At 61.9% G+C, this 22,087-nt stretch carries 22 protein-coding genes and 1 tRNA gene; 10 read left to right on the top strand and 13 right to left on the bottom strand.

Translation table 11 applies throughout. The annotated features are described in order from the left end of the window. Positions 1–130 precede the first annotated feature (130 nt). From mobA to ACQR2C_RS30575, 5 genes are all read left to right on the top strand, one after another. Positions 131–760, top strand: a complete 630-nt coding sequence (gene mobA / locus ACQR2C_RS30595) for a molybdenum cofactor guanylyltransferase MobA (protein ID WP_434882790.1) — start codon at positions 131–133, stop codon at positions 758–760. Positions 761–769: 9 nt separating this feature from the next. Continuing rightward, on the top strand, positions 770–1,360 hold the full coding sequence (locus ACQR2C_RS30590) for a cation transporter (protein WP_316177697.1): 591 nt from the start codon (positions 770–772) through the stop codon (positions 1,358–1,360). A gap of 181 nt (positions 1,361–1,541) precedes the next feature. After that, the gene (locus ACQR2C_RS30585) at positions 1,542–2,753 is read left to right on the top strand and encodes an ABC transporter substrate-binding protein (protein WP_316177696.1); all 1,212 of its coding nucleotides are present in this window, start codon (positions 1,542–1,544) and stop codon (positions 2,751–2,753) included. 83 nt (positions 2,754–2,836) lie between these two features. Next, entirely contained in the window at positions 2,837–3,808 is a 972-nt protein-coding gene (locus tag ACQR2C_RS30580) for a Bug family tripartite tricarboxylate transporter substrate binding protein (RefSeq protein WP_316177694.1), read from the top strand. A 176-nt stretch (positions 3,809–3,984) separates the two neighbouring features. Then, positions 3,985–4,060, top strand: a tRNA-Ile gene (locus ACQR2C_RS30575). A 13-nt stretch (positions 4,061–4,073) separates the two neighbouring features. On the opposite strand, the gene ACQR2C_RS30570 is transcribed toward ACQR2C_RS30575, so the two are convergent. From ACQR2C_RS30570 to ACQR2C_RS30560, 3 genes are all read right to left on the bottom strand, one after another. After that, the gene (locus ACQR2C_RS30570) at positions 4,074–4,280 is read right to left on the bottom strand and encodes a hypothetical protein (RefSeq protein ID WP_434882789.1); all 207 of its coding nucleotides are present in this window, start codon (positions 4,278–4,280) and stop codon (positions 4,074–4,076) included. A gap of 215 nt (positions 4,281–4,495) precedes the next feature. Continuing rightward, positions 4,496–5,584: a hypothetical protein gene (locus ACQR2C_RS30565; protein WP_434882788.1), complete on the bottom strand. Its 1,089-nt coding sequence runs from the start codon at positions 5,582–5,584 to the stop codon at positions 4,496–4,498. A 224-nt stretch (positions 5,585–5,808) separates the two neighbouring features. Next, positions 5,809–7,044 carry a hypothetical protein gene (locus ACQR2C_RS30560; RefSeq protein WP_434882787.1) on the bottom strand — a complete coding sequence of 412 codons (1,236 nt, stop codon included), beginning with the start codon at positions 7,042–7,044 and terminating at the stop codon, positions 5,809–5,811. 230 nt (positions 7,045–7,274) lie between these two features. On the opposite strand from ACQR2C_RS30560, the gene groL reads away from it, so the two are divergent. The 3 genes from groL (at position 7,275) to ACQR2C_RS30545 (ending at position 10,439) form a co-directional block, all read left to right on the top strand. Further along, the gene (groL, locus tag ACQR2C_RS30555; RefSeq protein WP_434882786.1) at positions 7,275–8,897 is read left to right on the top strand and encodes a chaperonin GroEL; all 1,623 of its coding nucleotides are present in this window, start codon (positions 7,275–7,277) and stop codon (positions 8,895–8,897) included. A 152-nt stretch (positions 8,898–9,049) separates the two neighbouring features. After that, positions 9,050–9,904, top strand: a complete 855-nt coding sequence (locus ACQR2C_RS30550; protein WP_434882785.1) for a universal stress protein — start codon at positions 9,050–9,052, stop codon at positions 9,902–9,904. Between the two features lie 109 nt (positions 9,905–10,013). After that, on the top strand, positions 10,014–10,439 hold the full coding sequence (locus ACQR2C_RS30545; RefSeq protein WP_315805378.1) for a DUF2267 domain-containing protein: 426 nt from the start codon (positions 10,014–10,016) through the stop codon (positions 10,437–10,439). A 173-nt stretch (positions 10,440–10,612) separates the two neighbouring features. Here ACQR2C_RS30545 and ACQR2C_RS30540 read toward each other — a convergent pair whose 3' ends face one another. The 4 genes from ACQR2C_RS30540 to ACQR2C_RS30525 form a co-directional block, all read right to left on the bottom strand. Beyond that, positions 10,613–10,960: a c-type cytochrome gene (locus ACQR2C_RS30540; RefSeq protein ID WP_315805377.1), complete on the bottom strand. Its 348-nt coding sequence runs from the start codon at positions 10,958–10,960 to the stop codon at positions 10,613–10,615. A 163-nt stretch (positions 10,961–11,123) separates the two neighbouring features. Then, positions 11,124–11,453 (bottom strand): hypothetical protein, encoded by a 330-nt coding sequence (locus ACQR2C_RS30535; protein WP_434882784.1) that lies wholly within the window; start codon positions 11,451–11,453, stop codon positions 11,124–11,126. A gap of 75 nt (positions 11,454–11,528) precedes the next feature. Continuing rightward, positions 11,529–13,244, bottom strand: coding sequence for a DNA polymerase/3'-5' exonuclease PolX (gene polX, locus ACQR2C_RS30530; protein WP_434882783.1), 1,716 nt, complete (start codon positions 13,242–13,244; stop codon positions 11,529–11,531). 67 nt (positions 13,245–13,311) lie between these two features. Further along, positions 13,312–14,655: a nicotinate phosphoribosyltransferase gene (locus ACQR2C_RS30525; RefSeq protein WP_434882782.1), complete on the bottom strand. Its 1,344-nt coding sequence runs from the start codon at positions 14,653–14,655 to the stop codon at positions 13,312–13,314. A gap of 20 nt (positions 14,656–14,675) precedes the next feature. On the opposite strand from ACQR2C_RS30525, the gene ACQR2C_RS30520 reads away from it, so the two are divergent. Continuing rightward, complete coding sequence (locus ACQR2C_RS30520) at positions 14,676–15,038, top strand: ChaB family protein (RefSeq protein ID WP_434882781.1); 363 nt, start codon at positions 14,676–14,678, stop codon at positions 15,036–15,038. Between the two features lie 12 nt (positions 15,039–15,050). Here the strand turns inward: ACQR2C_RS30520 and ACQR2C_RS30515 are convergent, their stop codons facing one another. Next, entirely contained in the window at positions 15,051–15,713 is a 663-nt protein-coding gene (locus tag ACQR2C_RS30515; RefSeq protein WP_315805373.1) for a phosphoribosyltransferase, read from the bottom strand. A gap of 52 nt (positions 15,714–15,765) precedes the next feature. Between ACQR2C_RS30515 and ACQR2C_RS30510 the strand changes: the two genes are divergently transcribed. Continuing rightward, complete coding sequence (locus tag ACQR2C_RS30510; protein WP_434882780.1) at positions 15,766–16,893, top strand: hypothetical protein; 1,128 nt, start codon at positions 15,766–15,768, stop codon at positions 16,891–16,893. A gap of 10 nt (positions 16,894–16,903) precedes the next feature. On the opposite strand, the gene ACQR2C_RS30505 is transcribed toward ACQR2C_RS30510, so the two are convergent. The 5 genes from ACQR2C_RS30505 to ACQR2C_RS30485 all read right to left on the bottom strand — a co-directional run bounded on the left by ACQR2C_RS30505 (position 16,904) and on the right by ACQR2C_RS30485 (position 21,750). Next, positions 16,904–17,896 (bottom strand): ribose-phosphate diphosphokinase, encoded by a 993-nt coding sequence (locus ACQR2C_RS30505; protein WP_434882779.1) that lies wholly within the window; start codon positions 17,894–17,896, stop codon positions 16,904–16,906. Positions 17,897–17,952: 56 nt separating this feature from the next. Continuing rightward, on the bottom strand, positions 17,953–18,519 hold the full coding sequence (locus tag ACQR2C_RS30500) for an HPF/RaiA family ribosome-associated protein (RefSeq protein WP_434882778.1): 567 nt from the start codon (positions 18,517–18,519) through the stop codon (positions 17,953–17,955). A gap of 287 nt (positions 18,520–18,806) precedes the next feature. Beyond that, entirely contained in the window at positions 18,807–19,055 is a 249-nt protein-coding gene (locus tag ACQR2C_RS30495; RefSeq protein ID WP_315805369.1) for a hypothetical protein, read from the bottom strand. 23 nt (positions 19,056–19,078) lie between these two features. Continuing rightward, positions 19,079–20,527, bottom strand: coding sequence for a radical SAM protein (locus tag ACQR2C_RS30490; RefSeq protein WP_434882777.1), 1,449 nt, complete (start codon positions 20,525–20,527; stop codon positions 19,079–19,081). Between the two features lie 20 nt (positions 20,528–20,547). Beyond that, a complete protein-coding gene (locus ACQR2C_RS30485) occupies positions 20,548–21,750 on the bottom strand; it encodes a C39 family peptidase (RefSeq protein ID WP_315805367.1) in 1,203 nt (400 codons plus the stop codon). Positions 21,751–22,087 lie beyond the last annotated feature (337 nt).

The following is a 22,087-nucleotide window of genomic DNA, read 5'->3' as shown; positions in this document are numbered from 1 at the left end:
CAGCCGCGCGGACCAGGCAAGGGCTCGTCAGCGAGGGGCATGCCGGTACGGCCGCCGCGCAGGCGCAAATGGTGGATCGCGCGCGGGCCGACGCTGACGCCCTGGCAGCAGTCGTGGTAACGAGCCCGCGATGACAGCCATGACCTCGACTTCGATCCCCGGCGTGCTGCTCGCCGGCGGTCGCGCGCAGCGGATGGGCGGCGGCGACAAGCCGTTGCGCATGGTCGACGGCCGCACCATCCTGGAGCGCGTGATCGCGCGGCTGGCGCCGCAATGCAGCCGGCTGATCCTCAATGCCAACGGCGACCCCGCGCGCTTCGCGGGCAACGGCCTGGCCGTCGTGCCGGATGGCGTCGCCGGCTTCCCGGGCCCGCTCGCCGGCATTCTCGCCGGGCTCGACTGGGTTGCGGCGCATATGCCGGAGGCACGGTGGATGCTGAGCGCCGCCGGCGACTGCCCCTTCCTGCCGCGCGATCTGGTCGCGCGGCTGGCCACGGCGCGGGCGGCGGAGCAGGCCGAACTGGCGGTGGCGGCGTCCGGCGGCCAGAGCCATCCGGTGATCGGGCTGTGGCCGGTCGGGCTGCGCGAGGATCTCCGGCACGCCCTGGTCGCGGAGGACATCCGGAAGGTCACCCGCTTCACGGCGCGCTACAAGGTCGCGACCGTGAGCTGGCCATCGGTTCCGCTGGATCCGTTCTTCAATGCCAATACCGCGCTCGACCTCGCCGAGGCGGAGCGGCTCGCAGCTCTCGATGATTGAGGACGCCTGATGGACGCGACAACCATCGTTCGCCGCGCCGTGCTTGTCGTTGCCGCGCTCAATCTCGGCTATTTCGGCATCGAGTTCGCCGTGGCGCTGGCGATCGGCTCGGTGTCGCTGTTTGCCGACAGCGTCGACTTTCTGGAGGATGCCTCGGTCAACATCCTGATTGCGCTGGCGCTGCGCTGGAGCGCGCCGCAGCGGGCGCTGCTCGGCAAGGCGCTGGCGCTGATCCTGCTGGCGCCCGCGGTCGCCGGACTGTGGACCGCCGGCGAGAAGTTCTTCACGCCGATCGCACCCGCACCGCTGCCGCTCACCGTGACCGGCCTCGGCGCGCTGATCGTCAATCTCGGCTGCGCGTTGATCCTGGCGCGGGTCAGGGACCACCAGGGCAGCCTCACCCGCGCCGCCTTCCTGTCCGCACGCAACGACGCCTTCGCCAACATCGCGATCATCGCGGTCGGTCTCGTGACCGCCTTTGTGTGGCCCTCGATCTGGCCGGACCTGATCGTGGGTGTCGGTATCGCGCTCATGAATGCGGACGCCGCGCGCGAGGTGTGGGAGGCTGCGCACGAGGAGCAAAAGACCGCCAAGGCCTGAACGGCCGAGCATCCCGCGCGCGTGCGCGACGACTCCTTGCGGCGTTGCAGCGCACAGGACCGCTCCACCGCTCCGCCGTCCGGCATGATTGACGGCCGCCCTGGATTGATTGCAGATAGGCGGACCGGCCGGCAGAGCCGGAACGAACAACGGCGTCACGCCGGTACCGGTGGAGGACTGATTGCAACTCAGCTGTTTGAAGCGGGCGGCGTGGGCCGCAGCCGCGCTGCTGGTCACGACCGCCGCGCAGGCCGAAATCTCCGACAACGTCGTCAAGATCGGCGTGCTCAGCGACATGAACGGCCCGGCCTCGACGCCGACCGGCCAAGGCTCCGTCACCGCGGCGCAGATGGCGGTCGATGATTTCGGCGGCAAGGTGCTGGACAAGCCGATCAGCGTCATCGTCGGCGATCATCAGCTCAAGCCCGACATCGGCGCCGCGATCGCGCGCCGCTGGTACGACACCGAGCAGGTCGATCTCATCGTCGACGTGCCGGTCTCCGCGGTGGGCCTCGCCGTGCAGACCATCGCCACCGAGAAGAAGAAGCTGTTCATCACCCAGTCGACCGGTGCCGCCGATTTCCACGGCAAGTTCTGCTCGCCCTACGCGATGCAATGGGTGTTCGACACCCGCGCGCTCGCCACCGGCACGGCGAAGGAGGTCGTCAAGCGCGGCGGCGACAGCTGGTTCTTCATCACCGACGACTACGCCTTCGGCCATTCGCTGGAGCGCGACGCCTCGAGCGTCGTCACCGCCAATGGCGGCAAGGTCGTCGGCGCGGTGCGGCCGCCATTCGCGACGCCCGATCTGTCGTCCTTCATCCTGCAGGCGCAGGCCTCCAAGGCCAAGATCATCGGCATCGCCGCAGGTCCCCCGAACAACATGAACGAGATCAAGACCGCATCCGAGTTCGGCCTGCTCAAGGGCGGACAGCAGATGGCGGCGCTGCTCGCGCTGGTCACCGACATCCATTCGCTCGGCCTGCCGGCCGCGCAGGGGCTCCTGCTCACCACCTCGTTCTACTGGGACATGGACGACAAGACGCGCGAATGGTCGAAGCGCTATTTCGCCAAGATGAACCGGATGCCGACGATGTGGCAGGCCGGCGTCTATTCCGCCGTCATGCACTATCTCAACGCCATCAAGGCGGCGGGCAGCGACGATCCGCTCGCGGTCGCCGCGAAGATGCGGGAGACGCCGGTCGAGGACTTCTTCGCCCGCAACGGCAAGCTGCGCGCCGACAATCTGATGGTGCATGATCTCGTGCTGGCGCAGGTCAAATCGCCGGAGGAGAGCAAATATCCGTGGGACTACTACAAGATCCTCGCGACCATCAAAGGCGATGACGCGTTCGGCCCGCCCGATCCCGCGTGCCCGCTGATCAAGAAGTGACGGCGCATTGAACGATCGGCGGCCGGGGCGACCGGGCCGCCGCATGCGAGCTGAACGACAACAATCAATGGGGGAAGACGGGCATGAAGCTGGCGCGCGCGCTGCTGTTCGGGCTGATCGTCGCGGCGGGACTCGCCGCCAAACCGGGACCGGCGCTCGCCGCCTATCCGGACCGTCCCATCCGCTGGCTGATCGGCTTCGCCCCCGGCGGGCCGGTCGACATCGTCGCCCGCATCATGGCGCAGTGGCTGTCCGACCACCTGGGCCAGCAGGTCGTGGTCGAGAACCGCACCGGCTCGGGCGGCAACATCGCGGCCGCGGCCGCGATCAACTCCCCGCCCGACGGCTACACGCTGCTGTTCGTCGCGCCCAACAACGCGATCAGCACCTCGCTCTACAAGAAGCTGCCTTATGACTTCATCCGCGACACCGTGCCGGTCGCCAGCATCATGCAGCTCACCAACATGCTGGTGGTGAGCAACGACGTGCCGGCCAAGACCGTCAAGGAGTTCATCGACTACTGCAAGGCCAACCCGGGCAAGATCGCCTTCGCGTCCTCCGGCAACGGCACTTCGGTGCACATGGCGGCCGAGTTGTTCAAGGCGATGACCAAATGCGACATGCTGCATGTGCCCTATCGCGGCTCGGCGCTGGCCTTTCCCGACATCATCTCCAACAAGGTGCAGTTGATCTTCGACAACCTGCCGACGGCGCTGGAACAGTCGCGCGGCGGCAGCGTCCGCGCGCTCGGCGTCACCTCGCCGCAGCGCTGGCCGACGGTGCCGGACGTGCCCGCGATCGCCGAGACCGTGCCCGGCTACGAATCGGTCGGCTTCTACGGCATCTCGGCGCCCAAGGGCACGCCGCCCGAGATCATCGAGATCCTCAACAAGGCCGTCGGCGAGGCGCTGAAGGACCCCAAGCTGGTGGCGCGGCTCACCGAGACCGGCGGCATCCCGCGCGCGATGACACCGGCGGAGTTCGGCAAGCTGGTCGTCGACGAGACCGAGAAGTGGCGCAAGGTGGTGGAATTCGCCGGGGTTTCGGTGGACTAGCGTCGCGGCGGGCCTGGACGGGACCGTGCGACGGAGCCGCGCCAAAACAATCGGGCAGCGGCATTGCCGGATTGCTGGCCAGGCTGTAAACGGAGCCCGAGCCGTCGTTGGGGTTCCGATGCCGCGCCGGACAGGCCCGCTCCTGCCCGCCGCCGGCAAGACCTCGGCGTCGCGGGGGGCCTGTAGCTCAATGGTTAGAGCCGACCGCTCATAACGGTCTGGTTGCAGGTTCGAGTCCTGCCGGGCCCACCAATGAGCTCAAGAGTTACGGCTTACGCGCCAAGTGTTTTTCGAAGTGAACCACCGTTTCGACCACCGATAGGTTCTGCTTGCGATCCTTCGAGGCATTCGCGGCCGCGGCCTCGCGCACGTAATCCGGGCGATGATGGCCGAAGGTGTCGAGCAGCACCTTGACCGACATTCCGAGAAAGCCTGCGGCCTGCCACGGTTCGCGCGCCGCTGCATAAGCCACGTCGCCGCCGTGTGGCGCAGCGCGAGCGCCAAGAGCGGGCTCTGCGCCCAATCCCCACCTGCATCTGCGAGCCGCGTAGCATCTCGACACGTCGAACAGGACGCAGTTGTGGGCGGCACCCGGCGGCGCACCTGGCCCAAGACCGCCTCGTATGTTCCCGCACATTGACCTGCGATCCACTGAACGATCAGCGTAGCGAATACTGCACTGTTGCCTCAAGAAGCTGGCACAGCGGGATTCTTGTTACCGGCAGCAGGAACACCGTGCAGCGGCGCGTAATTGGCGGCGAAATCCGAGCAGAGCTTGTTTTGATACTCGGCAGGTAAGGACGCAAGCACTGATGCAGCCGCCACCGCCCTTGCATCGTCCTTTGACTTCACGGTGAAGTAGGAGATCATTCGATGAAGTGTCAGAAAAATCGAGAAAAAGTTCCGTGTGTTGACGTAGAAGCAACGATTGCTTTCGAGCTTTGTGCCCGGCCGGTCCTGCCAATGCCGCTGCACGATTGCGGTCCCCGCATCGAAATCGGTAACGGCAAAATTGCCGTAGCCGAGCCGAGTAAATAGCGGACGATTGCTGAGAAACTTGGTGAGGTCGAGCTGCTGTCCGCGCACAGCCCCGATCAACAGCATCTGATCCGCGACAGGAATGTTCTCACGGATCTGAAATCCTTTCGACAGTTCGAGCGCGCAGACTACGTAGCGCGGAAGGCGGGTCGTTTCCATCGCCCTTCCCTGTGCGGCCGGCGTGCACAGATCCTGCCTGACGAGTTGGGAGAGATGAGCAAGCGCGCCGGATACCCCGACCGCCTTTCCTTTCAGAAGCAAAGGAGCCGGGTCCTTCTCACGCAACGAGACTCCAATATCCAGCAGGCCGTCAAACTCATCGTCTGCGGGAAGGTCGATCTCGAGCATGGAAGACCAGCCGAACGGCCAAAGCCACATCGTTGACCGCACTTTCCCCGCGGTGTGCCACACGGCCCCGTTGAGCGTTAAATCGAGAGTCTGGGGCCTGCAGCGCAGAGGCCACACAAGATCGCAGGCATCTCCAAACGAGGCTATGGTCCCCGCGATATTGCTGGCGACCGCCTGATAGCGCGGCCAGAAGTGATTTCGGCGCAGGTCGAATTCATCGTTCAGTGGAAGAAGGACAAGGTTCGCGAGCTCAATCTTGGCCCCCTGGCTGCGCATCTCACGATATTCACGAGCGGACCAAAGGAAGTGAACCCGTGGATCAAAATCGGCCGCAACGAACGGCTGCGACCAGAGGTGGACGTCAAAAACACAATAGACAACGCGCGCCATTGTCGATTTCCTCACAAGATCGATTACCTCACAAGCGCAGCATCCCCGGCGTCTCGCTTCACCGGTCATCCGCAAACCATTGTCTTCTCGCGCTATGCGCGCTAGTCTCACCGAGCTGTACAGCTGGGCGACTGCCCAAATATGCCGCCAATGCTTACCGACCAGGCGAGCAAGGCGGCAGCGATCTCCCGGGACCGGCCGCAAGGCCGGTCCTGGCTGGCTGTTCAGCTCAAGGTGAGCGGTTTCATTTGTGCAAGATCCTCGCGCCCGGCGGGCAACCGCGCAGCCTTTTCGTCAAAGTACATCCAGAGAAATTCGGTCGGCTCCAGATTGCCGGCCTTTGATTCCTTGATCGGATCGAACATGGTCGGTTCGACTCCCCATCGGGCTGCTGCTTCAATCGGTTTGACGAACTCATCCTTATCAAACCATTCTTTCAGTTCCGATCGGCACTTCGCATCAGGGGCCTTCAGCTGAAACCAGCCGAGCAGAATCCTGCCACCATTGCTCGCAGGCACGACAAGCGAGCCGAAGTATTGCCTGCCATCCGCGATCATCATAACCGGATCGAATTTGCCCCCGGCCGCATGCACAGCTTTCTGAATTATCGGGCCGACCCCATCGTTTTCTTGGACAATGCGCGCATTGCGCTCCCGAGCGCCGATCCTTGAAATACCTTGCAGGACGGCAGCCAAGACTCCGCCAAGCACAATTGCAGTGCCACACAGCGCGAGAAACGCGATCGCGCTCACGGTTGATCCGATCCCCGCAAAACGCAGCTGCAAGGAAGGAATGAGATACGCCGTCCCAAGGAACAAAAGAGTCGAGATAAAAATGCTGAGTGTAACGGACTCGGTCGCGCCGAGTTCGATTTTTGACTCCTTGGTTGCGAATAGCCGCAAAATCATCAAGAAGAACGTGCCGGGAATGACATACGACGCGAGGCGGAGCGAAACACCGCCGACGCTCTCAGTCCCAAAAAGGCCGATGCTCATCTTCTTTTCCGCTACCAATGCGCCGGCGGTCGTTCTGCTGTCCTTCACGTTTTGGAGCGAATAACTGACACTGAACGCCAGGTTCTCGTCGCGCTCTTCGATGCTGGAATCGGCTTTGAGGCACATTCTGCTGCGCACCAAAGTCGAACCGGGCTCAACAGTGCCGAGACCGATGGTGTCTTTTACGGCGCATGTGCCGTCTGGCCCGAGGCTTCCGATCCTCAAAAACGGAGGACCAAACAAGCTAAGACCCGCGTCAATGATCCTGGCTTCGGTCGCATTCTCAATCCATATGCCGAAGCTCATCGTCTGGCCGGCGAGGATTTCATTGCGCTCGAGAACAACCGTCAACGCCGGCTTGCTGGGAGCGTCGCCCCACGCCAGGCCGGGAAGCAAGCACGTCGCCAGTTGAAGGACGATGGTCCAAAAAGGCCCATTGAGCCGAGGAATTGGAATAGAGCGCACGTCCCGCTCCCAATGAATTTCGCAGCGAGAGCTGCGCGGCGCGTTGCCGCAGCAAAGCTGATTTCTACCAAGGCTTGCAACAAGCTAGGCTTGCTCTGGGGGCAATGCAAGGCTGCTCGGCGTCCAGCCGGCGAGCCGCTCCCAGGCCTAGGCTTGATCAGGATCAAGCGTTCAAAACGGCGTCACTTCTATTTTGGTCTGATGAAAGCCGTCCTTCTGAGGAGCGATTGATGCCTCACAAGCAGGTGCTGTTTCATTCCGCGGCCCGCGAGAAGATCCTGCGCGGAGCCTCGCTGCTTGCGGACGCAGTGCGGGTGACGCTCGGCCCGAAATCAAAATCAGTACTGATCCAGAAGAGGGGGGGCACCCCGATCGTATGCAACGATGGCGTCACGATCGCCAAGGAATTCGACCTCAAGGATCCGGAGGAGAATCTCGGAGCGCAGGTGCTGCGTCAGGCCGCGGAGAAGACCGGCGATCTCGTTGGCGACGGAACAAGCACCTCCACGATCCTGGCACATGCGATTCTTGCCGACGGCGTCAGGAACGTCGTCGCCGGCGCCAGTGCCATCGATCTGAAACGGGGCCTCGACCGCGCTGCCCGCGCGACGATAGCGGCCCTCCATGCAATGGCGCGACCCGTCAGGACAAAGGCGGAAAGAGCTCAGGTCGCCACCATCTCGGCTCATAATGATCCGTCCATTGGCGCGCTGGTCGCCGATGCGCTCGAGAAAGTCGGAAGCGATGGAGTGATCTCGGTGGAGGAATCCAAGACCATCGAAACGTCGCTCGACGTGGTCGAAGGGATGAAATTCGACCGCGGCTTCCTGTCGCCCTACTTCGTGACCGATGCCGATCGCATGGAAGCGGTTCTCGAAGAGCCGCTCATCCTGTTGTGCGACCACAAGATCAGCGCTCTGCGCGACATTATCCCGCTGCTCGAACAGATCGCAAAATCGGCACAACCGCTCCTGATCATCGCCGAAGACATCGAAGGCGAGGCGTTGGCCACGCTCATCGTTAATCAACTTCGCGGCGTGCTGAAAGGCTGCGCCGTCAAGGCGCCCGGCTTTGGTGAGCGACGCAAGGCCATGTTGCAGGATATTGCAATCCTCACTGGCGCCCAGGTCGTCTCCGACGATCTTGGTTCGAAGCTTGAAAACGCTACTTTGCAGCAGCTGGGGCATGTCGCCCGTGTGGTTGCCGACAAGGAAAACACCACGCTGATCGGCAGCAAAGGCGAACGCAGCCAGATCGATGCGCGGACGCAACAACTTCGCCGCGAGATCGAGAAAACGACCAGCGAGTACGACAAGGAGAAACTTGAGGAGCGGCTCGCCAAGCTGTCGGGCGGGGTTGCCGTTATCCGTGTCGGAGCGCCGACTGAAGCCGAGATGAAATCACGAAAAGAGGCGCTCGACGACGCCATCAGTTCGACAAAGGCGGCCGTTGCAGAAGGTATCGTGCCAGGCGGCGGGCTTGCCTTGCTTCGATGCGTCGAAGCCGTCGGCAAGGAGGAAGCACTCTGCGATGGCGACGAAAGGACCGGTGTACAGATCTTGAAGCGCGCGCTCGAGGCCCCCGCTCGCCAAATTGCTGAGAACTCGGCAACGGATGGCGGCGTGGTCGTCGCGCGCATGCTGAGTGGCGTCGGCAATTTCGGGTTTGACGCCGCGCGCAAGCAATATGTCGACCTGGTCGAGGCCGGCATTGTCGATCCCGCGAAGGTCGTTCGGACAGCCCTCGAGAACGCGGTGTCGGTTGCCGGCATCCTCCTGCTCACCGAGGCGACGATGACCGAAATCGCGGAGCCAAAGCGCGAACGGCTAGCGGAATCGGAAATGCCGGCGTGACGCTGAACCATGAAGACGGGGCTGTGCCCCCGAGCGGAGCAACAACTTTGCGGGGGCCCGCTGGGTGACGGCCGGTCATTGACTGTTGATTCAAGTCAACATGCCGCTTCATCCGACTGAGAGTATGGATTTGGTCCCGGAGTGAGGTCGTCATGATCAAGATCAACGACATTCTCGTCTACATTCCGACCGAGCAGCCACCGCAGCCTGTCGTTTCTGCCGCAGTCTCGTTGGCTGCCCGGTTCGACGCCCATCTCGATGCGATTGCAGTCGGATACATCCCGCCCAGTAGCGCGTATGTGGTCGATGGAGGCGCGGGCGCAGCGGTCGTCTCTTCAGAGATCTTCGAAATGGAGCGGCAACGCGCCGCCCAACGCAGCGCGGCCGCACTCGCCATTTTCGAGACGGAAGCCCGGAATGCAAACATCTCTCACGCAAGCCGCTCGGTCGAGGACCTGCCCGGTGAAGCCGCGTCCGCGCTCGGCGCTGCGGCCAGGCTCTATGAGCTGACGGTGGTCCTGCAGACGGACGCAACACAGGACAGTCACGACAATAGGACTGCGACCGAGATCCTGCTCCAGGCGGGCGGACCCGTCCTGTTCGTGCCGCATATTTTCCGCGGCACTTTCAAGGCCAACCGTATCGGCATCTGCTGGGATGGAAGCCGCCTTGCCGCCCGCGCTTTCAAGGACGCAACACCGTTTCTCTCTCGGGCAGAAGCGCTGGTCACGATTTCGATCAATGAGGCGCAGGTTGCTCCCACCGAGGCTTCAGCGCGAAAATTGACCGAACACATGGCTCGTGCCGGACTTACGACAACGCTGCTTGAGCTGACGGCGGAGCATTCCGAGATTCAGCCGTCCATCCTGTCCCTGGCCGCCGACGAAAGTCTCGACATGCTGGTGATGGGGGCATATGGGCATTCCCGCCTGCAGGAAGGCATTTTCGGCGGCGTCACCCGTGAAATGCTGAAGACGATGACGATCCCGACCCTGCTGTCGCATTGAATCGAGGCCGGCATCCGTGCTCACCGGATCATGAGAATGGACGTGATTGCGGTGACGCCGTCGATCCGGGATGCCGCTGTTCTGATGTGCCAATCTAGGAGAACGCATCATGGGCGTAACAGGTGTTACCGCGCTGGATCACACCATTCAGGAGACGAATCTCTGGCTCAAGGCGATCGAGGAGCAGCTGGAGCTCGGTAGCCGTCAACAGGCCTACAACGCGCTCCGGGCTGTTCTGCATGCGTTGCGCGATCGCGTACCTCCGGAGGTGGCGACCAAGCTTGGCGCCCAACTGCCGATCCTCCTGCGCGGGATTTACTACGAGAACTGGCATGCGGCGGGAACGCCGACCAAGGAGCGACATGCCAGCGACTTTGCTGATCACGTCGCAATGGAGCTGCCCCAGCAATTTCCCATCGAACCGCTGAGCGTCATTCGCGGGGTGTTCGAGATCGCGTGGGAGAAGCTCGATCCCGGTGAATTTGAGAAACTGATGCACCATCTGCCGGCGCAGATCCGCGAATTGAAATCATAATCCGGGCATCTGGCCACGTCCGCCGAGCGCCCACCGACGGGAAGCCTTCATACCGGTCCAGCTGCGTGCCGCCAGACCAGTGGCGATGCCGTCAGACCGTCGAATGGACCCACGCAGCCCGACCACGTGAACTTCGATGTGCAGGGATCAGCACTTTCCTGGGCAACGAGCATTCATTTCCTGACTGCAAGAACGTAGAGGTAGCTCATGATCGCGTAAACGTCCTCGTCGGAAAATTCAATTTGCGGCATATCCCTGTGCCTCGACACCATGCCTTCCGACAGCTCCGCCTGCAACTCGCGCCGATTGAACCGGGCGTAGATATCGCGCATCGGCGGAGCATTCTCGAGCGGGCTTTCGCCAACCGATCTGATCGCATGACAGCGCCCGCATTTTTCCTGCAGGATGGCCCTGCCTCGTTGCGCTGCCTTGCTGAGGTTCGCGGCGTCCACGTTTGTCGGCCAACACGAGAGCAGCCCGACCAGGAGGCCCAGAGCCCGAACCTTGAAACGCCCTGACATGCGTCCGACTCTCCGCAAGTGATCGGCACCGGCCCGGCTTGACCGATCCGCATACCGTCGCCCGTTGCACGTCATCCAGCACGCGACAGCCAATCACGTGTCCTTCGTCCGCATGAGACGCGGCAACATGACAGCCCTGCACGTTGCTCGAGTGCAAGCGAATTCAATAGCAGACCCGCACGTAGTGCACGTGCCGCCTGTGCCGGACCGGCCGGACATGGCAGTCGCCGTATCCGTACGGTCCCCAAAACGGACCTGGCCCCCAATACGGTGCCGGTGGGTCGTAATAGACTGGCCCCGGATAGCCGTAATAGGGATACGGCCCCCAATAGCCGCCGCCGAGGGCCGCGCCGAACAGTGCGCCGGCAGCCAGGCCGCCGACGATTCCTGCGGCAACGCGCCCGTTGCGAGCGTCGGCCCCCGTGGGTGCAAGCAGCGCGAGGGTCAGGACAGCCGCGGTCGCAACCGTGCCAATCTTCTTCTCGAAGCTCATTTCATCCCTCCTGTGCTGTTACGTAACAGAACGCAACATCGCGTGCGCAACGTTGCGAAGGATCAAACAATGCGGCTAGCGCTTCAGCATCTTCTTCGCCCGCGACAAGGGTTGGGTGTTGATGACGTCCGCGGCTTCGAGCCAGCCTCGGCGCGCCTGATCGACGCCGAAACGCATGTTGGCGAATCCAGCCGTCGAATGTGCGTCCGTCGAGATTGCCAGCTTGACGCCCGCGGACTTGGCGGCATGAGCATGGATATCGTTGAGATCGAGCCGGTCCGGGTCGGCGTTGAGTTCGAGATGACAGCCGCGCTCGCGCGCCGCCGCAATGACGGCTTCCATGTCGATCTCGTAAGGCTCGCGGTCCCCGATCAACCGTCCGGTCGGATGACCGATAATCGAGACATGGCGATTGTCCATCGCCCGGATGATGCGCTCGGTCTGCATCTTGCGCGAGAGCTCGAACTTGTAGTGAACGGAAGCAACGACCAGATCGAGCCGCGACAAGATCTTGTCGGGCAGATCAAGCCGTCCATCCGCCAGAATATCGACTTCAGCACCTTTCAGCACCGTAAAGCCATCCAGCCGGTCGTTCAAACGATCGATCTCGTCGATCTGACGCGACAGACGTCCGGCATCGAGACCATGGGCGACAGTGACGTGTTGGCTATGGTCGGTCAGAGCCATATAGGCATAGCCCCTTGCCTTGGCGGCAGCCGCCATCTCGGCGATCGCGGCGGTGCCGTCGGTCCATTTGGAATGGACGTGCAGGTCGCCTCGAATATCGGACAGCGTAATCAGTTTCGGGAGCTTTTTTGCCTTTGCGAGCGCGATCTCGCCGCGATCCTCGCGCATCTCGGGCGGAATCAGGGGCAGCCGGAGCTTGCTGTAGATCTCCTCCTCGGTTGCTCCGGCGATGCGCCGTTTACCGGCGAAGAGGCCGTATTCGTTCAGCTTCCAGCCGTGGTCGTTGGCGAGTCCGCGCAAGGAGATGTTGTGCGCCTTGGATCCGGTGAAATACATCAGCGCGGCGCCGTAGCTTGCCTCAGGAACAACGCGCAGGTCGACGTGCAGCCCGGAGCGCAGCACCACCGCCGTCCGCGTATCGCCATGAGCAAGCACATCAGCGACATTGTCATATCGAGAGAGTCTCTCGCCGGCGGCGTGGCCGTCACGCGCCACCATCAGGATATCAAGATCGCCGACGGTGTCGCGCCTGCGGCGGTAGCTTCCGGCGACGATCACCCGTCCGTTGCTCGCGTTCGGCCTCAGATGGCTGAGGAGTGCTTCCGCTTCGGCTTCGGCCTCGGATAATCTGAAGCGCCTCTCGGCGCGAGGCTTGGCCAGCGCCGCGGCGAGCTTTTCCTCGCTCTTGGCACCGAAGCCTCGAAGCTCTCTCAGCCGACCCGACTTCACCGCGCGCCTGAGGTCCTCGAGTGACCGCACGCCCAGCTTGTCGTAGAGCAGTTTGACGCGCTTCGGACCCAAGCCCGGGAGCGCCGCGATCTCACCGAGATCGCCGGGCAGTTCACGCTTGAGTTTGTCCAGCACATCGAAATGATGGGTCGCGACGATCGTTTCGATCTTTCCTGCCAGATCCTTGCCGATACCTGGCAGCTCGGAAAGATCCTCGCCCGCCTTCAAGAGGTTGGTGATGCTCTTGGGAAGGCGCTCGATCACCCGCGCAGCATTGCGATAGGCCCGCGAACGAAACGGATTGCCGCCCTTGATCTCGAGAAGTTCGGCGGTCTGGTCGAACATCTCTGCAATTTCGGCATTCTGTACCGGCATCGATGCACCTCCGTCGCTCGACAGGCTAGAGACGGATCGAGCTGTTTCCCTTGATGCAGATCAGAATTCAGGGACGCGAGCCTATCCGGTCGGCGACAGCTGCCAGCTGTTCAAGACGGCTTGAAATCTGAACCGGATAGGGCGCAACCGATTTGGAGGCTTTCAGCTCCGGAGGCAGTTGATCCAGTTGCCGGCGCGCGTGAGCCCGGATGTCGTGAAGTGATGGTCGAGAGCCGACAGGGCGTCCGCCGAGCATCACAGCTTGGATCAGCGCTTCCCCCTCCTGTTGGTCCTCCTCGGTCGAAAGAATGTCGGCGAGCATACGGCCATCGCTGTCATACCGGCGCCAAACCTGCTTGCGGCCGGGCCATGTGGCCTTTCCCGTCGAGCGCTTGCGGCGCGGCAAGCCCGCATACTCCTGCAGCTTATAGGCACAGTCGAGTGCCGGCGCATCGGACGACGTGACGAGGCCCGTGCCGATGCCGATACCGTCGATCGGCGCCGCGTCCCGAGCGAAGGCAATCAGGGTGCCCTCCTCTATTCCGCCACTGACAAAGATGCCGGTGTCATGGAGTCCGCCGGCATCCAGAATGCAGCGCACGTTCCTGGCGAGCGCAGACAGATCCCCGCTGTCAATCCGCACGGCGCTGACGGCAATTCCAAGCTCCTTCAATCGGGGCGCCAGCATGACGACCTTCCTCGCGGCCGCCTCGGTGTCATAAGTGTCGATCAGCAGGACGAGATTCTTCGGCCGGGCGCGCGCAAACGCTTCGAATGCTGCAGCTTCGTCATCAAAGGATTGAACGAACGAATGCGCCATGGTGCCATAGGTCGGAATGCCGAATGACATCTCGGCCAGGAGGGTTGCCGTGCCGGAAAATCCCGCGACATAGCTCGCGCGGGCAGCCAGCAGCCCTGCCTCGGCGCCATGGGCGCGACGCAAGCCGAAGTCGATCAGGAGCTTGTCTGGCGCGAGTAAGACCATGCGCGCGGCCTTGGAGGCAATCAGCGTCTGAAAATGCAGGATGTTGATCAGGCGCGTCTCGACAAGCTGCGCCTCCGGCAAAGGAGCTGTAACCCTAAGGATCGGTTCATTGCCGAAGAACACGGTGCCTTCCGGCATCGCGTGGACCTCGCCGGTGAAGCGGAAATTGGCGAGATAGTCGATCAACGACTTGCTGAACCTGTCAGTTCGCTCAAGCCAGTCGAGTTCGTCTTGCGAGAACCGCATGTTTTGCAGGAAGTCGAGCGCCTGCTCCAGTCCGGCCGCCATCAGGAAGCTGCGCTGCGGCGGCAGCTTGCGTACAAAGAACTCAAACACGGCTGTATCAGTCTGGCCCGATTCAAGATACGCCTCGATCATGGTCATCTGATACAGATCGGTTAGCAGCGCGCTCGGTGACGGGTCCATCGATGTTCCTCGGCGCTCACATGACGTCGGTCATCCTGTCGATTTATGCGCATTTCCTGTTTGACGCCGGTCAAGAGGCGGAAGCAAGTTGCGTCTATCCTTTCTGGTGGAAACGCCGCGGCGTCCCGAGCAAGGCGCGGCAGTTTACGTCCGAGGCACGAGCCATGCCGTATCGCACAAATATCGATCTTCCCCCTCCTGTTCGCGCGCACCTCCCATCACACGCGCAGGACATTTATCGCGAAGCGTTCAACCTCGCCTTTGCCTCCCATGCGGAAGACGAACGGCAGGAGGAGATTGCTCACCGCATAGCCTGGGCGGCGGTGAAGCGATCCTACGTGAAGGTCGGCGACCGCTGGGAACCGCTGCCCCACGATCATTAGACCGCCGGCTCGTCAGGAAGCGGGCATGGATCTGTTTGATGGAAACTGTCTCAAAGTGGCAATCACCTCGTCGTCGCCGACCTGATGAAAGTCGCGATAGAAATAGCCGATCGCGCCAAACTCCTGAGGCTCATGCAGACAGACGACCGCATCGACTTCCGCATGCAATTTCCTGATGGTGTCCAGCGGTGCGACCGGGACCGCAAGCACGAGCTCTTTCGGTTCCTGCTTCCGAACAGCCTTGATGGCAGCAAGGGTGGTTGCGCCTGTCGCAACGCCGTCATCGACGATGATCGCGACCTGCCCCTTGACTTCGGCACGAGCCCGATCGCCCAGATAGCGCTCGCGACGCCGTTCGATCTCAGCACGTTCCTTTTTGCAGACGACCTCAAACTCTTCTGAAGTGACGCCGGACAGCTCGATCACGTCCTGGTTACGAATGGTGGTCATGCCCTCCCCATCCGCGATGGCACCCATTGCGAGCTCCGGCTGCCCCGGCAGCCCGATCTTGCGGACCAGCAGCAGATCGAGTGGCGCATCGAGGGCTGCTGCGACTTCCGCCGCAACCGGCACGCCGCCCCGTGGCAGCGCAAGAACGACCGGGCGCCGCCCCTTATATTTGAGCAGCGCCTCGGCGAGTTGCCGGCCGGCATCGGTTCGGTTCTGGAACAGCATGGCAGACCTCACGCGGAAGAGGCGCAGGATATGAGCCGGACAGCCACTGCTATTGATCCGTATCAAGCTGCCGACAGCCGCGATTGGCGATAGGCATCATATGCCCGGATGGAAGAATGAACCCTGGGACGATGACGCTGAAAATAGCAGCGCGACAGCTCTTGCTCGCAAGGTGGCGTTTCTCAGCCGGCCGGACAGCTATGTCCCGACGCCCGACGCCGTGATCACGCGGGAGACCCACATGTCCTGGGTCTTCATGGTTGACGAGCGCGTCTACAAGCTCAAAAAGCCGGTTCATTTTCCATATCTCGATTTCTCGAGCCTTGAGCGCCGCGCAGACGCCTGCCGCGCTGAGGTTTCGCTGAACCGAAGGCTGGCGCCCGATGTCTATCACGGCGTGGTGCCGCTGACGGCTGCGCCGGGTGGCTACGCCATCGGAGGCGGCGGACACATCGTTGATTGGCTCGTCGTCATGCGCCGGCTCGACGAAGGCCGAACGCTCGAAGCCGGGCTTCGCGATCGCAAGGTCTCCCAGGCCCAGATCGATGGCCTGGCCAGTCGTTTGAGCCGCTTCTATTCGCATGCGCGTCGGATCATGATCAATCCGGAGAGCTACATGGTGACCCTGCAACAGGCAGTTCTTGCGGATCGGCGAGGTTTGCTCGAGCCGGCCTTCGACCTGCCCCGCGGCACCATCGAGCGCATTGCCGACCTGCAATGCCGTTTCCTGCGGCGGCGGACCGAGCTGCTGGCGCAGCGGGTGCATCACCGGCACGTCCTTGACGGCCATGGCGATCTGCGGCCGGAACATATCTGGTTGAGCCGTCCCTTCCCCATCATCGACTGCCTGGAGTTCAATGCCCGCTTGCGGACATCCGATGCTCTGGACGAAATTGCCTTTCTGCACTTGGAATGCGCCCGATTGGGAGGACTGTGGGTCGCTGAGAGGCTTCGGCGGCATCTGGCCGTCCAGCTCAATGATGACCCGGCCAGCGGACTGTTCTTGTTCTATCGGATTGGCCGGGCCATGCTCCGCGCCAGGCTATCCATCGCTCATCTCGCCGACGCCCATCCACGGACGCCGGAAAAATGGCCGCGGCTGACGCGCACCTATCTCAAACTTGCCAAGGCGGACGCAGCGCAGCTCGAGCGGCAACTCACGGCGAGAGCCAGAATTTGAATTGCAGGGATCAATCCTGATACGGAAGCAGCTCCGTCAGCGGCTCGTTGTGGTGCAGCCGACGAATGGTCTCTCCGAGAAGGGGCGCCGCCGAGACGATCTCGAGCTTGTCGCGAACCGCGCCCGGCGGAAGCCTGAACGGCGGCACGCTGTCGGTCGCAATGATGCGGTCGATCGCAGGATCGGCCAGCGTCGTTGCCGCGCCCGGCATGAACAGGCCGTGCGCGACGCAAGCTATCACCTCTTCGGCTCCATGGGCACGGGCCGCCTTCGCCGCCCGCACCAGGGTTCCACCGCTGCTGATGAGATCGTCCACGATCACGCACAGCGAGTTCGCCACCTCCCCCGCGAACAAATCGCCCGAAACGACACCGGAGCTGCGATGCTTCTCCACGAACGCCTCGCCGATCGGACGGCCGAGCGCCTTCCCAAGAACCTCGCGAAGCAGGTCCGCTCGCTTGCCGCCTCCGAGATCCGGCGAAACCACGGCAATCGGCCGATCCGCCGCGATCGCCTTGATCCTGCCGATCAAGAGCGGCGCCGTGCTCAACGCGACCGATGGGCAACGGAACGCGTTCTCGAACGCGGCCTCGTTGTGAACTTCGAGGGTCACCACCGCGTCAACACCGATCGCCTCGAACATGGTCGCAAGATAACGGATCGTGACCGGGTCATTGGCCTTGGTGCGACGATCTTTTCGCGCATAGCACAGATACGGTGTGACCGCCGTCACCCGCGCGGCACCGGCATCCTTCAATGCCCCGACGAGGAACAGCAGCCGGCACAGCTTGTCGTTCGGACTCTCGTCAGGACCGCCATGGAGGCTATGCAGAACGTAGACGTCGCAGCCGGCGACAACCTCCAGCGGCCGCACCTTGTGTTCGCCGTCCTCGAAGCTGCGTTCTTCGACAGCGGCGAGACGGCATCCAAGCGCATGAGCAACTTTTTCGCCAAGCACCTCCGTGCCATGAAGACAGAACAAGCGCAGGCGATCACCAATCATCGGTTACCTCCAACGTCAAACCTGCCCGTCGTCCGCGTCCCCACTCAGCCGCCGAGCTAAGCCCGCAGCCCATGTTTCCCGAGCATTCTGACCGTGCTCGCCTGCGGTCCCTTCTCTCCGATCTCCTCAACGTAGCTGACGCGGGCGCCGGGCACGATGCTTGATCCACCCTCAACGACGCTATTGCAGTTGAAATAGACTTCGTGGCCGTCCGCGGCTTCCAGAAAGCCGAACTGGCCGCTTGGATCGATACGCGCAACGGTTCCGATGGGTTGAGGCTCATGCGTCTTGACGTCGCCCCGCATCAGTCGCGCCCGGTCCTGCAGTTGTCGACGCGCGCGTTTGAATGCGTTGTCCACGGCGAAGGTCAAGTCGTCGTACCGTTCATCCAGCTTCGGGGTACGTCCAACGTGGACCTCCCGACCGTCAGGCAGCGCCAGCCGGACGCTCACCAGATATTGACCGCCGGTTTGGTGATGACCGCCCGGACCTTTGACCATGATGCGAGCTGCAGTGATCCGGCCAAAGCGGCTCTCCAGTTCCGCGACATGTTGCTCGACGACAGCCCGGATTTCGGCGGACACGCGGATCCCTTCAAATTCAATTTGAACTGGTGTTTGCATTTCCGGCTCCTCTCCCGTGTCAAACTTATTGGACCACGGGCGCGAGGAGCAGCTTTGAGCAAGATCAACCTGCCTTAAGCAAGAATGTTGCGGCCACAGAACCGCTCAAGCGTGACCACCTGTATTGGCAGGGCCGTGTCACCGTCCAAGCTTCCGCCAACGATCGCACTTCTTCCGGATCCGCCAGCGTTTCGCGCAGCACACCGCGGCCAGATGCAATGACGCGCGCTTGGCCGAGGTGATGGCTGCCGATCATGCGGTCCGACGATTGGCTTCGCCGGAGTCCCTCACGCGGACTTGTTCAAGCCGCAGACGCTGTCGGCTCCGCAAAGCCAACCCTCGGGCTCCTCGTCGACCGAGATCGCATCGGCTGCCCCGGCTTCCGGTCGCTTGAAGCCGAGCATCTCGAGAAGCTGGCCGACCGTCAGCTTCTCGTATTTCAGGTTCGCTCCCTTCTGGTTCAGAACCTTGATGTGCTGGGTCGTCATCAGCTTGAAGACGTCCAGCTTGTCTTCGGGCATCTTGATGTCAGACATGACTTGATCCTCTCTCCACCTTGCTACGCACATACGACCAGTTTACGAATCTCGTCGCCAACCTTGGCCACCGAAACGGCATATCGCTTGTCGAAATTGTCGCAGTATTTATCGTTCATGCTTCCAATCTGCTGGTGAGCATGCTGGGCGCACCCGCCGCTACAGATGAGCGCAAAACGGCATGACTGGCATTTTGCCATGCCTTCAAGTTGGCGCCCCTTCCACTGATCGTCTCTGCCATTGAGCACCACCGGCCGCTCTCGATAGCTGCCGACCAGCGAGCGAGCTGCGCCAATGTCTTCCCAACATTTGTAGAGGCCGCCGTCGGGTGCGAAGATGTACATTCCCGCATTGGCCGCACAATAAGAACCGGAGAACCGGAATTCTTCCCGCTTCCGGATCGCGCTCACGATCCGGCCCGCGACGCCCGCATTGAAGCAATCCAGCGACACATTCGTTTTCGGCGCCTGCGCCAGCACGATATCCAATAGCTCGCGATCGGACCGCAGTGTCTTCCGACCATTGGCCTTGTCGTAGATGATGTTTGCATTGAGATCGAAATTCGGATTCTGCAGGAAGCCGCGCGAACCGAACAATTCGTGCAACGGTCTGAGATCGTGGAAATTGGCGCGGCTGAAATTGAAGCGCACAACGACGCGAACGCCGGGCCGCTCCCTCAGGACCAGATCGATATTGTCCACGATCCTGTCAAAGGTCCCTCCGCCATTGGTCAGGAATCGTTGCTTGTCATGGATCGCCCGCGTGCCATCGACCGAGATGTTGAGTGAATGGATTGCGTCGACCCCGATGACGTCCATGAACCGATCGACGTCATAGCCGTTGGTAACCGCCGAGAAGCGGAAGCCTCGCGAGCTGCCGAGCTCGACGGCGCGTTCGATGACCGGAAGATTGGAAACCCACAACGGCTCTCCGCCGAACAAGGTGATGTTCCTGGACCATTGTTTGGTCTCCGACTGCTCGATCAGATCATCGATGCCGGCAAACACCGCATCGACACCGTCTCGCGACATGCTCACCTTGTCGCCGTGGCCCATGAAACAAGCGCCCGAGTCGGCACTAGGTCGATCGCTGGTCGCACGATCGATCTGCGAAAGCGGGTTTGGTCGGCGATCGATGTCGTTCTGCAGCTCCCGCTCAAAACAGTAACTGCAGCGGAAATTGCAGTCAAAGGTTGGCGCGATAACGAAATGTAGTTGCCGGCGACGTGCCTGCAGGGATCTGGAGATCTCCACCACCGCCTCTCGCTCCTCCAAGGGGGTAAGGCTCGTGATGAAGCCGCGCAGCCATAAGGCATCAAACTCGTCCTGATATCTCTGACGTATCAGGTCAAGCGAGCCTCTCTCGGTCAACGACTCGAACAGATCCTGCGAAACGAGGACCATGCCCCCGGTGTAGCCATGCAGGCCGAATACCGCGCCGTCCACAGGCGTCCAGATGCAGTACTTGCTCACGCGCAAATCCGGACACGGCATCATGTGCCTCCCATTCGGCTGAAGCTGATCGCATTGGCGTAGTTGTGGTTCTTGAGGTTCTCCCAGCGAATGCTGCCCTCGCCCACGGGATATGGATCATTGATCAGAAAATAGTGCTCAGTTCCCGTCACATTTCCGGTGAGAGACGATACGAAGGAATATTGCTTCCAGCCGCGGCAGACACGCGCATGGCCCGGGAGACCGCTCTTGAACGGAATGAATTTCTGCAACGCGTCGAGGGCGTGATCGAAACTCGGAGCTTGATCAAAGGTCGGCGCCAATCGCCCTCCCGCAAAAAACTGATACGCCGAGACTTGGGCTTTGTTGGTGGCGCCCTTGGGGCCAGGCTTCATCTGTTCGGCAATTTGCTCGGGTGTCGCCGTGAATCCGAAATACGCCAGGATCATCTGCGCGGATGCGACCGCGCAATAGACAGGCGTAATCTGCGCAAAGAGAGGAACCGGCAGGATCGAGGATGCGATCGCCGGCGGCGTCGCAGCAAAGTAGGCCTGCAGCGTCTTATAGTCGGAATCGTCAAACTTGATGTCCGGCAGATCACCGCTTTCCGGCAGAATCCCAGACACGATGCTGCGAATCATTTCTCGCTCGCTCTGGCCACGTAGCGGCTCTGGCTCCGACACGTCGAGAAAACCGAGCTTCTGAGAGTCCAAGATCGAGTGGGGAATGAGCCCGTCGATGCTATCCAGCAAATCGACCGGCGGCGGACTCGGAGCGAGATCGGTCTGCGTGAGAACCGATCGATCATAGTAGTCGACGATGAACGATGCGGGGTGACCATCCTTGACGTAGGAAACGCGAACGCCGATCTTTGCGTACGAATATGCGACGAAGGAATGGCTGACGAGGGTTGCGTCCGGCGCGATCTTGTTCATCGCTTCCGTCGCGATCTTGAGTGCGTTCGTGTCGGACAGCTGCCGCGACGGCGGCTCGAATGCCCAGGCTGCGGATTGCAGCCTCGTGTCCGCCGTGCACCTGATGACGCCGACGAGTAGAGCCTGTTGATAGAAGCTGAAATCATAGAATGCCGGCGTGCCGGTCAGATCAAAAATAATGATCGGGTTTGGATCGAGGTCCGAGCCGAAAAACCGCGCCATTTGTCGATCGGCGATATCCGGAGCGCTTTTCGAAGCGGCGTGGAACATCGCAACCGAGCGTGCCTGCTCAACTGGAATGGTCGCCATCTCGCCTCCCCCGCCGTCCAACCGCTCGGGCATTTGAAATCACAAGTAGAATGTATGATTTGATTCAAATCAAAATAGAGTCGTCATTTCCTTGCGCTCTCGATGGCCGTTTCAGATTCGCCTCATGGCGGACGCGACCGGATGGGTCGACAATCCATCATGCCACGCAGATCCTCCGGCGAGACACGATCTCGCGCTCCCGTGGCGCGCAACGCCCAGGTGATGCATTCGTCATGTCGCCCTGAAACGAGAGGGCGCGGGGAAGGCCGGACCTCGGCTGAGGCCCGTGGCCCGCCTGCTCAAAAGAATGCAGGCGGCAGGTACCACAGGTACAGCC

This window comes from Bradyrhizobium sp. HKCCYLRH3061, assembly GCF_051168015.1.
GTDB lineage: Bacteria > Pseudomonadota > Alphaproteobacteria > Rhizobiales > Xanthobacteraceae > Bradyrhizobium.
This window is presented reverse-complemented; position numbering and strand designations above follow the sequence as displayed.